This is a genomic window from Enterobacter cloacae complex sp. 2024EL-00214 (assembly GCF_043945575.1).
In the GTDB taxonomy this organism is placed as follows: Bacteria; Pseudomonadota; Gammaproteobacteria; order Enterobacterales; family Enterobacteriaceae; genus Enterobacter; species Enterobacter cloacae_P.
Genome location: NZ_JBIMRC010000026.1, coordinates 61,663 through 73,734, shown reverse-complemented (window position 1 = coordinate 73,734; position 12,072 = coordinate 61,663). Strand labels below are relative to the sequence as shown.

At 53.3% G+C, this 12,072-nt stretch carries 11 protein-coding genes and 1 pseudogene; 4 read left to right on the top strand and 8 right to left on the bottom strand.

Annotation, left to right across the window (positions count from 1 at the left end):
- The 3 genes and pseudogenes from ACHHZ6_RS22260 to ugd form a co-directional block, all read left to right on the top strand.
- A pseudogene (locus ACHHZ6_RS22260) lies at positions 1-710 on the top strand (phosphomannomutase CpsG); the annotation flags it as partial.
- Between the two features lie 167 nt (positions 711-877).
- Positions 878-2,284, top strand: coding sequence for an NADP-dependent phosphogluconate dehydrogenase (gene gndA / locus ACHHZ6_RS22255; protein ID WP_182918644.1), 1,407 nt, complete (start codon positions 878-880; stop codon positions 2,282-2,284).
- 226 nt (positions 2,285-2,510) lie between these two features.
- A complete protein-coding gene (ugd, locus tag ACHHZ6_RS22250) occupies positions 2,511-3,677 on the top strand; it encodes a UDP-glucose 6-dehydrogenase (RefSeq protein ID WP_182271957.1) in 1,167 nt (388 codons plus the stop codon).
- A 53-nt stretch (positions 3,678-3,730) separates the two neighbouring features.
- Here ugd and ACHHZ6_RS22245 read toward each other — a convergent pair whose 3' ends face one another.
- Positions 3,731-4,735 (bottom strand): NAD-dependent epimerase, encoded by a 1,005-nt coding sequence (locus tag ACHHZ6_RS22245; RefSeq protein ID WP_182271956.1) that lies wholly within the window; start codon positions 4,733-4,735, stop codon positions 3,731-3,733.
- A 192-nt stretch (positions 4,736-4,927) separates the two neighbouring features.
- Between ACHHZ6_RS22245 and wzzB the strand changes: the two genes are divergently transcribed.
- A complete protein-coding gene (gene wzzB, locus ACHHZ6_RS22240) occupies positions 4,928-5,908 on the top strand; it encodes an LPS O-antigen chain length determinant protein WzzB (protein WP_196390198.1) in 981 nt (326 codons plus the stop codon).
- A 46-nt stretch (positions 5,909-5,954) separates the two neighbouring features.
- Here the strand turns inward: wzzB and hisIE are convergent, their stop codons facing one another.
- The 7 genes from hisIE to hisD are packed head-to-tail and all read right to left on the bottom strand — an operon-like array spanning position 5,955 to position 12,071.
- Positions 5,955-6,566, bottom strand: coding sequence for a bifunctional phosphoribosyl-AMP cyclohydrolase/phosphoribosyl-ATP diphosphatase HisIE (gene hisIE, locus ACHHZ6_RS22235; protein WP_182271954.1), 612 nt, complete (start codon positions 6,564-6,566; stop codon positions 5,955-5,957).
- Positions 6,560-7,336, bottom strand: coding sequence for an imidazole glycerol phosphate synthase subunit HisF (gene hisF / locus ACHHZ6_RS22230; RefSeq protein ID WP_395123045.1), 777 nt, complete (start codon positions 7,334-7,336; stop codon positions 6,560-6,562). Before hisF ends, hisIE begins: the two co-directional genes overlap by 7 nt.
- The gene (gene hisA / locus ACHHZ6_RS22225; protein WP_395123044.1) at positions 7,318-8,055 is read right to left on the bottom strand and encodes a 1-(5-phosphoribosyl)-5-[(5-phosphoribosylamino)methylideneamino]imidazole-4-carboxamide isomerase; all 738 of its coding nucleotides are present in this window, start codon (positions 8,053-8,055) and stop codon (positions 7,318-7,320) included. Before hisA ends, hisF begins: the two co-directional genes overlap by 19 nt.
- Positions 8,055-8,645, bottom strand: coding sequence for an imidazole glycerol phosphate synthase subunit HisH (gene hisH, locus ACHHZ6_RS22220; protein WP_182271951.1), 591 nt, complete (start codon positions 8,643-8,645; stop codon positions 8,055-8,057). Before hisH ends, hisA begins: the two co-directional genes overlap by 1 nt.
- Positions 8,645-9,712, bottom strand: a complete 1,068-nt coding sequence (gene hisB / locus ACHHZ6_RS22215; protein ID WP_395123043.1) for a bifunctional histidinol-phosphatase/imidazoleglycerol-phosphate dehydratase HisB — start codon at positions 9,710-9,712, stop codon at positions 8,645-8,647. Before hisB ends, hisH begins: the two co-directional genes overlap by 1 nt.
- On the bottom strand, positions 9,709-10,770 hold the full coding sequence (hisC, locus tag ACHHZ6_RS22210) for a histidinol-phosphate transaminase (protein ID WP_182271949.1): 1,062 nt from the start codon (positions 10,768-10,770) through the stop codon (positions 9,709-9,711). The genes hisB and hisC overlap by 4 nt, the downstream gene beginning before the upstream one ends.
- Positions 10,767-12,071, bottom strand: a complete 1,305-nt coding sequence (gene hisD, locus ACHHZ6_RS22205) for a histidinol dehydrogenase (protein WP_196390196.1) — start codon at positions 12,069-12,071, stop codon at positions 10,767-10,769. Before hisD ends, hisC begins: the two co-directional genes overlap by 4 nt.
- Position 12,072: the final 1 nt, after the last annotated feature.

The following is a 12,072-nucleotide window of genomic DNA, read 5'->3' as shown; positions in this document are numbered from 1 at the left end:
TGCTGCCGGAGTGTCGCGATGACACCCGTAACGCGGTGATTGAGCACGGTGCGGATATGGGCATCGCCTTTGACGGTGATTTCGACCGCTGCTTCCTGTTCGACGAGAAAGGCCAGTTTATCGAAGGCTACTACATTGTCGGTCTGCTGGCGGAAGCGTTCCTCGAGAAGAACCCGGGGGCGAAAATCATTCACGATCCGCGTCTTTCCTGGAACACCGTTGACGTGGTTGCTGCGGCGGGTGGCCAGCCGGTGATGTCCAAAACCGGTCACGCTTTCATTAAAGAGCGTATGCGCGAAGAAGATGCCATTTATGGCGGCGAGATGAGCGCCCACCACTACTTCCGTGATTTTGCCTACTGCGACAGCGGAATGATCCCGTGGCTGCTGGTGGCTGAGCTGCTGTGTCTGAAAGGACAGACGCTGGGCGAACTGGTGCGCGACCGTATGGCGGCGTTCCCGGCAAGCGGGGAGATCAACAGCAAACTGGCGCAACCTGCCGACGCTATTGCCCGCGTGGAGCAGCACTTTGCCATTCACGCGCTGGAAATTGACCGTACCGACGGTATCAGCATGTCGTTCCCGCAGTGGCGCTTCAATCTGCGTTCTTCAAACACCGAACCGGTAGTGCGCCTGAATGTGGAATCCCGCGCAGACGTGCCGCTGATGGAAGAAAAAACGCAGGAAATTCTGGCGTTGCTCAGGAAGTGATGGCCTGCTGCCAGAATGTCTTCTGGCAGCGTGATTGTATCGATATTTTACAATCAGTGTGACATAGATCAGCAAAAGCTATTCATTTTGACTGGTACTGAGTTAACATCTCAAGCACATTCAAGCCGCGCATAAGTCGCGGTGACCACACCTGACAGGAGTATGTAATGTCCAAGCAACAGATCGGCGTCGTCGGTATGGCAGTGATGGGGCGCAACCTGGCGCTCAACATCGAAAGCCGTGGTTATACCGTCTCCGTTTTCAACCGCTCCCGTGATAAGACTGAAGAAGTGATTGCCGAGAACCCTGGCAAGAAACTGGTTCCTTTCTATACGGTGAAAGAGTTCGTTGAGTCTCTGGAAACGCCTCGTCGTATCCTGTTAATGGTGAAAGCGGGCGCAGGTACAGATGCTGCCATTGACTCCCTGAAACCTTATCTGGAAAAAGGCGATATCATCATCGACGGTGGCAACACCTTCTTCCAGGACACCATCCGTCGTAACCGTGAACTGTCTGCTGAAGGCTTCAACTTCATCGGTACCGGCGTATCTGGTGGTGAAGAGGGTGCACTGAAAGGCCCATCCATTATGCCTGGCGGTCAGAAAGATGCATACGAACTGGTTGCGCCTATCCTGACCAAAATCGCAGCTGTGGCTGAAGATGGTGAGCCGTGCGTAACCTATATCGGTGCGGACGGTGCAGGTCACTATGTGAAGATGGTTCACAACGGTATCGAATACGGCGATATGCAGCTGATCGCAGAAGCATACTCCCTGCTGAAAGGCGGCCTGAATCTGTCCAATGAAGAGCTGGCTGAAACCTTTACTGAGTGGAACAAAGGTGAACTGAACAGCTACCTGATTGACATCACCAAAGATATCTTCACTAAGAAAGATGAAGAAGGTAAATATCTGGTTGATGTGATTCTGGATGAAGCAGCGAACAAGGGTACCGGTAAGTGGACCAGTCAGAGTTCTCTGGACCTGGGTGAACCACTGTCTCTGATCACCGAATCCGTATTCGCACGCTATATCTCCTCTCTGAAAGAGCAGCGCGTTGCCGCATCTAAAGTGCTGTCTGGCCCGCAGGCTAAATCCGCTGGGGACAAAACGGAATTCGTTGAGAAAGTCCGTCGTGCGCTGTATCTGGGTAAAATCGTCTCCTATGCGCAAGGTTTCTCTCAACTGCGCGCAGCATCAGACGAGAACAACTGGGATCTGAACTACGGCGAAATCGCGAAGATCTTCCGCGCAGGTTGCATCATTCGTGCTCAGTTCCTGCAGAAAATCACCGATGCTTACGCTGAAAATGCAGGCATCGCGAACCTGCTGCTGGCACCGTATTTCAAGAAAATTGCTGACGAATACCAGCAGGCGCTGCGTGACGTTGTTGCCTATGCTGTACAGAACGGTATTCCGGTTCCAACCTTCTCCGCTGCAGTGGCGTACTACGACAGCTATCGTGCTGCCGTTCTGCCTGCCAACCTGATCCAGGCGCAGCGTGATTACTTCGGTGCGCACACTTACAAACGCACGGATAAAGAAGGTGTGTTCCATACTGAGTGGATGGAATGAGTTAACTCCCCACTGTAATCAAGACCCGGAGATGATCTCCGGGTTTTTTTTACACTAAAATTTGTGGTTGTCCTTCGAAGTAGTCTGAATGTCAGTCCACTGGCAGGGATTCCTCCTGGTTTACCTTGACAGTGCTGTCGGCCTGGAGGTACAAAGCCCAACAGTTATGTTTATCGCGATGGTCAGGCGGCCATCTGTACAGTTAACTCACAGAAGTCATTAGCGAATGAAAATAACAATCTCCGGAACAGGTTATGTTGGTCTATCAAACGGCATTCTGATTGCACAGAACCACGAGGTCGTTGCGCTTGATATTGTGCAGGCCAAAGTGGATATGCTTAACAAAAAGCAATCCCCGATTGTGGATAAAGAGATCCAGGAGTATCTGGCGAACAAGCCGCTGAATTTCCGTGCCACCACGGACAAAGAAGATGCCTACCGCAATGCGGATTATGTCATCATCGCGACGCCAACCGATTACGACCCAAAAACAAACTACTTCAACACCTCCAGCGTTGAAGCGGTCATCAAAGACGTTACGGCGATTAACCCGAACGCGGTGATGGTTATCAAGTCGACCATTCCGGTGGGCTTCACCAAATCCATCAAAGAAAAGCTGGGTATTGATAATGTCTTCTTCTCGCCAGAGTTTCTGCGTGAGGGCAGGGCGTTATACGATAACCTGCATCCTTCCCGTATCGTAATCGGCGAGCGCTCTGAGCGTGCGGAGCGTTTTGCTGCGCTGCTGCAGGAAGGGGCAATTAAGAAAGATATTTCGGTGCTGTTTACCGACTCTACCGAAGCCGAAGCGATTAAGCTCTTCGCGAACACCTATCTTGCAATGCGCGTGGCTTACTTCAACGAGCTGGACAGCTATGCAGAGAGTCTGGGGCTGAATACTCGTCAGATCATTGAGGGTGTGTGCCTCGACCCACGTATCGGTAACCACTACAACAACCCGTCGTTTGGTTACGGTGGCTACTGCCTGCCAAAAGATACCAAGCAACTGTTGGCCAACTATCAGGCTGTTCCAAACAACCTGATCTCGGCGATTGTTGACGCCAACCGTACACGTAAAGATTTTATCTCCGACTCTATCCTTGCTCGCCAGCCGAAAGTGGTGGGTGTGTATCGCCTGATTATGAAGAGTGGTTCCGATAACTTCCGCGCCTCTTCAATTCAAGGGATCATGAAACGTATTAAGGCGAAAGGCGTTCAGGTTGTTATTTATGAACCTGCAATGCAGGAAGACGAGTTCTTCCATTCTCGTGTTATGCGTGATCTGGACGCCTTTAAGAAAGAATCGGATGTGATCATCTCTAACCGTATGGCGGAAGAGCTGGCGGATGTGGCGGATAAAGTTTATACCCGCGATCTGTTCGGTAGTGATTGATCCTCTGTCTGATACGTACAAAAAACCCGGCTAGCTGCCGGGTTTTTTTTGGTTTAAACCTTGTAGAAATTACGATACCAGTCCACAAAGTTCTTCACCCCATCTTTGACTGAGGTTTGCGGTTTGAAGCCGACCACGTCATAGAGTGGCTGGGTATCGGCGCTGGTGTCCAGTACGTCACCCGGCTGGATCGGCATCATATTTTTGTCTGCTTTTTTACCCAGGGCATCTTCCAGGGCAGTAATGTAATCCATCAGCTCAACAGGGCTGCTGTTACCGACGTTGTAAATTCGATATGGTGCAGAGCTGCTTGCTGGTGAACCGGTTTCCACCGTCCAGTTAGCATCGGCCTGAGGAATAACATCCTGCAGGCGGAGAATGGCTTCGGCGATGTCATCAATGTAGGTGAAGTCGCGTTTCATCTTGCCGTAGTTGTAGACGTCAATGCTTTTGCCTTCAATCATCGCTTTAGTGAATTTAAACAACGCCATGTCCGGGCGTCCCCACGGGCCATACACGGTAAAGAAGCGCAGGCCAGTAGTGGGCAGGTTGTACAGATGCGAATAGGTATGCGACATCAGCTCGTTGGCTTTTTTTGTCGCCGCATAGAGCGAAACCGGGTGATCGACGGAGTCATCGGTAGAGAATGGCATCTTGCGATTGAGCCCGTAAACGGAGCTGGAGGACGCGTACAGAAGGTGTTGAACCTTGTTATGGCGGCAGCCTTCCAGCACGTTAAGATGACCAATCAGGTTGGCATCTGCATAGGCATATGGGTTTTCCAGGGAGTAGCGTACGCCCGCCTGCGCGGCCAAATGGATCACGCGGTCAAATTTCTCATCAGAGAACAACGCGGCCATTCCTTCACGGTCTGCCAAATCCAGCTTGTGGAAAATGAAATTGTCGGATTTGAGCAGGTCCAGGCGCGCCAGCTTGAGGCTGACATCATAGTAGTCATTGAGATTATCAATGCCAATGACCTGATGACCGGCATCAAGGAGTCGCTTGCTGACATTCGCGCCGATAAAACCTGCTGCACCAGTAACCAGAAACTTCATATCTTCCCTCATTAACACATGTTCTTACAGATGCCATAGCGCATCAGATTAGGTCTATCATAGCGCGATGGATGCCAGTTACATAACCCATCTTTCTGATATGACTCATCGGATTCTTATAGAAAAATCGCCAGGACGAGATACACTATGCAAACATAACTATTTTTGCCCCTTTTATCTGTTAGGGATTGTATGACGCAGAACAACAATAACCTGGTCAATCGAAGCAATGACCCGGAGCAAATTGATTTACTTGATCTAGTGCTGCAGCTGTGGCGTGGGAAGGGGACGATAGCAACATTTGTTGTCGTTTGCATCGTTCTTGCTGTTGGGTATTTATCGGTCGCGAAAGAAAAATGGACCTCAACTGCGATTATTGCTCAGCCTGATGTGGCTCAGATTGCAACGTATTCCAATGCGTTGAACATCCTCTACGGTAGCGCAGCCCCCTCAATACTCGATATTCAAACGCGGGTTATTGGTCGCTTCAACTCCTCTTTCTCTGCGTTATCACAAGCGCTTGAAAACCAAGAAGTTCCTGAAAAACTGACTATAGGGCCAATAGTAACTGGACAGGCACTACCGTTAAGTGTTTCCTATACCAGCGTATCCGCAGAGGCAGCTCAAAAGCAACTGGCACAATACATTCAGCAGGTTAACGAGCAAACGGCTAAAGAACTTGATATTGACCTTAAGGACAACATCAAGCAACAGATCCGCACCCTGGACGACTCTCTGGAAAACCAGACGAAAGTGGCTCAGGAGCAGAAGGATCTGCGTATCAAACAAATTACTGAATCACTTAAGAACGCTGAAGCGGCGAAAATCACTTCACCGAGAATTCAACAAACGCAGGATGTGACCCAGGAAACCATGTTCCTGCTGGGGAGTGAAGCGCTGAAATCGATGATTGATAACGAAGCATCTCGTCCGCTGGTCTTCTCTCCTGCGTATTACCAGACTAAGCAAAACCTGCTTGATATTCAGAATCTGAACGTTAAACCAGAGACGATTCATGTCTATCGTTACGTGATGAAGCCGGATCTGCCGGTCCATCGCGACAGCCCGAAAAAGGCCATTATACTGATTCTGGCGGTGCTGCTTGGTGGGATTATTGGTTCCGGTGTGGTACTGGGACGCAATGCACTGCGAAGCTACAAGTTAAAAGACTGAGTTGCAGACCTGCAGACAAAAAAAGACCGGGTTTCCCCGGTCTTTTTCATTTATGACGCTTACGCAAATTCTCAACCACTGCCGTTAAATCCAGATCCTGATCCTGCAACAGCACCAGCAGGTGATATATCAAATCTGACGCTTCGTTAGTCAGCTCTTCCCGGTCGTGCACGGTTGCAGCCAGCGCCGTTTCAACACCTTCTTCCCCAACTTTCTGCGCAATACGCTTGGTACCACTCGCATACAGCTTAGCCGTATAGGAACTTGCCGGGTCAGCTGTTTTACGCTCAGCCAGTAACTGTTCCAGTTGATACAGGAACAGCCACTGATGGCTTGCTTCGCCGAAGCAACTGCTGGTGCCCTTATGGCAGGTTGGGCCAATGGGGTTCGCCAGCACCAGCAGGGTATCGTTATCGCAGTCTGGCGTAATGCTAACCACGTTCAGGAAATGGCCAGAGGTTTCCCCTTTCGTCCACAAGCGCTGCTTAGTGCGCGAGTAAAAGGTGACTTTGCCGCTGTCGAGGGTTTTCGTCAGCGCCTCCTGGTTCATATACCCCAGCATCAACACTTCGCCTGAAACGGCATGTTGGACAACCACTGGCAGTAATCCGTCCGTTTTTTCCCAGTCCAGTTGTGCCTGTTGTTGCTCTGTTAACATACCCTGATCTCCACGCCCTGGCCGGCCAGGTACGTTTTTAACTCGCCAATATTAATAATCTGTTTGTGGAACACGGAGGCCGCCAGCGCACCGTCAACGTTCGCATCGCGGAAAGCGTCCAGGAAGTGCTCCATCGTTCCTGCTCCACCGGAGGCAATCAGCGGTACGTGGCAAACCGCGCGTACTTTCTTCAGTTGCTCCAGGTCATAACCGTTACGCACGCCGTCCTGGTTCATCATATTTAGCACGATTTCACCCGCGCCACGTTTTTGTACTTCCTGCACCCAGTCCAGCGTCTCCCATTGGGTCATACGCGTCCGGCTCTCATCGCCAGTGTACTGGTTGACGTGGTACTTGCCGGTTTCGGCGTCGTACCAGGTGTCGATCCCCACGACAATACACTGTACACCGAAGCGGTCAGCAAGACGGGTGATTAACGTCGGGTCTGCCAGCGCAGGGGAGTTAATGGAAATCTTATCTGCACCGAAAGAGAGAATTTGAGCCGCCTCTTCCGCTGATTTAATCCCGCCCGCCACACAGAACGGAATATCAATAACCTCTGCCACGCGTGACACCCAGCTTTTATCCACTACGCGGCCGTCGCTGGAGGCGGTGATATCGTAAAACACCAGCTCGTCTGCACCTTCATCGGCATAGCGTTTTGCCAGAGGGACAATGTCACCAATGATCTCGTGGTTGCGGAACTGCACGCCTTTCACCACCTGGCCGTCACGTACGTCCAGACAAGGGATTATCCGTTTTGCCAGCATTGAATCGCCTCCGTCACAGTAAATTTTTCTTCCAGTAAGGCACGCCCTACGATCACACCTTGCACGCCAGTACCGCGCAGCGCAGTGATATCGGCTAAGTCGCCAATTCCGCCGGACGACTGGAATGCCACCTGCGGATAACGCGCGCAGACCTCTTCATACAGCGAGACATTAGAGCCGGCCAGCGTCCCGTCGCGGGAGATATCCGTACACAGTACGTGCTTCAGGCCAACGGGCAGATAAAGATCAACCAGCGCTTCCAGCGTGATGCCGGAATTCTCCTGCCAGCCGCTGACGGCAACCTGCTTATTACCCTGTTCGTCGATGCGGACATCCAGCGCCAGCACCAGCGCATCAGCACCAAAGCGGCAGAACCAGCCTTTCACCCTTTCAGGGTCTTTGACGGCGGTAGAGCCAACCACGACGCGCGCAACCCCTGCATCCAGAAGGGCTGCGACATCCTCTTCAGTACGCACACCACCACCAACCTGCACGGGAACCTCCACGCCAGCCACCAGTTTTTTGAGCAGTGGGATCTGGCGTTTTGCCGGGTCTTTCGCTCCGGTCAAATCAACCAGGTGCAACACCTGTGCACCCTGTGCGGCATAATCCTGCAGGCGTGGCAGCGGATCGTTACCGTAGTCGCGCTGCTGGCCGTAATCACCCTGATGGAGACGAACAACCGTGCCGTCAATTAAATCTAAAGCGGGAATAATCATCACATCTCCAGGAAGTTTTTCAGCAGCTGAGCGCCTGCGGCACCTGAGCGTTCCGGGTGAAACTGCACGCCGAAGAAATTGTCTTTTTGTACCGCAGCGGTGAAAGGTTCGCCGTAGTTGCACTGCGCAATAGTGTATGGGTTGACCGGCATGGCATAGCTGTGGACGAAGTAAAAATAAGCCCCGTCTTCGATACCGCGAAACAGCCTGTCGCCCGCTTTTGCGTAAACGCGGTTCCAGCCCATGTGGGGCAGAGGAAGACCGTGATCGGCCATTTTGGGCACGTCTTCGTCAATAATCCCGAGCAGGTCGACGCCGTTGGTCTCTTCACTGCGGCGGCCCAGTAACTGCATCCCTAAGCAAATGCCCAGCACCGGTTGGGTACAGGCTTTGATGAGATCAACCAACCCGCGCGCGTGGATCTGATCCATCGCCGCCTGCGCGGTACCCACGCCGGGTAAGAAGAGCTTGTCTGCACGCAGCACCACATCCGGGTCACGGCTCACCGCTGGCGCATAGCCATGGCGTGTAATGGCCGACTTCACGGAGTTCAGGTTGGCGCATCCGGTATCCAGAATCACCACATTCATTACAGCACTCCTTTCGATGAGGGCAGGGCGTCACCTTCCACACGGATCGCCTGGCGCAGAGTACGGCCAAAGGCTTTGAACAGACTCTCCACGCGGTGGTGGTCGTTCTTGCCTTTGGTTTTCAGGTGCAGCGTCAGGCCCATGGTGTAAGACAGGGAACGGAAGAAGTGCTCAACCATTTCGGTACTCAGATCGCCGACGCGCTGGTAGGTGAAATCTGCCTTGTATTCCAGGTGCGGACGGCCAGAGATATCCATCGCGCAGCGTGCCAGACACTCATCCATCGGCAGGACAAAACCAAAACGGTTGATGCCGCGCTTGTCGCCCAGGGCCAGCTTCAGTGCTTCTCCCAGCGCCAGACCGGTATCTTCCACGGTATGGTGATCGTCAATATAGAGGTCACCTTTGACGGTAATGTCCATGCGGAAGCCGCCGTGGGTGGCAATCTGATCCAGCATGTGATCAAAGAAGCCAACGCCGGTGTGGATTTTGCTGCCACCTTCGCGATCCAGCCAGACCTTAACGTCGATTTGTGTCTCTTTGGTGTTGCGTTCAACGTGCGAGTAACGGTCACGTTTGGTTAACTGCTCGCCAATCTTCGCCCAGTTAAGGTCGGTGCGGTTGTAGCGCAGGCCGGGAATTCCCATGTTTTCGGCAAGCGTAATGTCGGTAGCGCGGTCGCCGATGACATAGCTATTCGCTTTATCAAGCAGCTCTTCCGCCAGATAACGCTCAACCATCTTCACTTTCGGTTTACGACAGTCGCACTCATCGGCTGGCATGTGTGGACAGATCAGCACCTCATCAAACATCACTCCCTGAGAGGAGAGTACCTGCATCATCAGGTTATGCGGGCCGTCAAAATCCACCTGCGGGAAGCTGTCCGTGCCCAGTCCGTCCTGGTTGGTGATCATCACCAGTTTAAACCCGGCCTTCTGCAACCTGAGCAGTACCGGGATCACGTCGGGTTCAAAAGCCAGTTTGTCGAAACGATCGACCTGAAAGTCGGTTGGTGGTTCGGCAATAATAGTGCCGTCACGATCGATAAAGAGATACTTCTGACTCATACTTTCTCCGCTTTCAGGGCGTCAATAACACGCTGGCTCTCTGCACGGGTGCCCACGGTAATACGCAAGCAGCCGCTTAAGGATGGTTGTTTATTTTGGTCTCGTAAGATAATGCCCTGATCCCACAAAGATTTAAACACGGCGCTGGACGCGGTAAAGCGCACCAGGATGTAGTTGGTTTCAGAGTCGAATACCTGCTCAACGCAGGGGATCGCTTTCAGGGCGCTCACCAGATACTGACGCTCTTCCAGGATCTGCGCCACGCGTTCGCGCATGGCGTCGATGCCCTGCGGAGCCAGCGCCTGTGCAGCGATATCGGCTACCGGTGTAGAGAGTGGATACGGGGCGATCACTTTCAGCAGCAGGTCGATGACCTCTTGATTTGCCAGCGTAAACCCGCAGCGCAGGCCTGCGAGGGCAAACGCTTTTGATAAGGTACGCAGTACCACCAGGTGTGGGTACTCTGCGAGCCAGCCTGCCAGCGTGGCCTGCGGGCAGAACTCAATATAGGCTTCGTCAGCCACAACCAGCGCTTTACCGCGAGTCATCTCCAGCAAGGTGCGGATATCCTGCGCCTTGATAATCTGTCCGGTTGGGTTATTTGGGCTGCAGACAAACACCACTTTCACGCCGTCGAGATTATCGGCGATGCTCTGGAGATCGAGCTGCCAGTCGTCCAGCGACAGTATGTTGCGGCACGTCACACCAAAGGTTTCAGCGCTGACGCCATACATCCCGTAGGTTGGCTGGCAGTACATGACTGCATCTTTACCCGGCTCGCAGAAGGCACGGATCAACAGCTCAATCCCTTCATCGGCCCCACGGCTGACCAGTACCTGCTCAGGCTTCACGCCCGCGTATTGCGCGTAGTTTTCAATCACGGCTTTTGGCTGACATTCCGGATAACGGTTCAGCGTTTGCTGTGACAGCTCAAATTGCACTGCCGTCGGGAATTCGTTGGCATTCAGCCAGACATCACCTTTCCCCCCCAGGCGACGAGCAGACTGATAAGGAGTCAGTCGACGGACATTTTCGCGGGCTAATTCTTCAATGTTCATGCTTGCTCCTTCAGGGCTGCAACACGCAGCGTCACGGCGTTTTTGTGGGCGGTCAGTCGTTCGGCTGCTGCCAGGGTTTCAATGGTGGAAGCCAGAGCGGCAAATCCTTCACGAGACAGCTCCTGCACGGTCATGCGTTTCTGGAAATCCGCCAGACCGAGGCTTGAGCATGTGGAGGTATAGCCGTAAGTCGGCAGAACGTGGTTGGTTCCGGAGGCGTAATCCCCCGCGGATTCCGGCGACCAGTCACCCAGGAACACCGAGCCAGCGCTGGTAATACCGTCCACCAGGTCACGCGCGTTGCGGGTCTGAATGATCAGGTGTTCCGGACCGTACTGGTTAGAAATGGTAATACACTGGGCAATATCGCGAGCCACAATCAGGCGGCTGGCGGATAGCGCCTGGCGTGCCGTTTCGGCGCGCGGCAGATCCGCGAGCTGACGTTCTACCGCTTCACCCACGCGTTTTGCCATATCGGCATCTGGCGTCAGTAAAATCACCTGCGAATCCGGGCCGTGTTCTGCCTGGGAGAGCAGGTCAGAGGCCACGAAGTCCGGTGTTGCACCGCTGTCGGCAATCACCAGCACTTCCGACGGGCCGGCAGGCATGTCAATGGCTGCGCCGTCCAGCCGTTGGCTGACCTGGCGCTTGGCTTCGGTCACAAAGGCATTGCCCGGGCCGAAAATTTTGTCGACCTTAGGAATCGATTCGGTGCCAAATGCCAGCGCGGAAATCGCCTGCGCGCCACCCACTTTAAAGACCTCCTGCACGCCGCAGAGCTTTGCGGCATACAGAATTTCATCGGCAATCGGTGGTGGGGAGCAGAGCACCACGTTCTGGCAACCGGCGATACGCGCCGGGGTTGCCAGCATTAATACCGTAGAAAACAGTGGCGCAGAACCGCCGGGAATATACAGGCCGACAGATGCCACCGGGCGCGTGACCTGCTGGCAGCGCACGCCCGGCAGGGTTTCCACATCCACCGTCTGCAATTTTTGCGCGGTATGGAAGGTGTCGATGTTTTTCACCGCGACGGCCATTGCCTGCTTAATCTCATCTCCGAGACGGTTACTGGCGTCTGCCATTTCCTGTTCTGTGACCTTTAACGCACCAACCTCGGTTTTATCAAACTTCGCGCTGTACTCACGCAGCGCATCGTCACCCCGGGCTTTGACGTTATTGAGGATCTCCGCTACGGTGCGGGTGATGCTCTCAGAGGCGGAGATCGCCGGGCGCATCAGCAACTCACTTTGCTGCTCTTCGGTACAATTATTCCAGTCGATGATTGTGTTAAAGCTCATG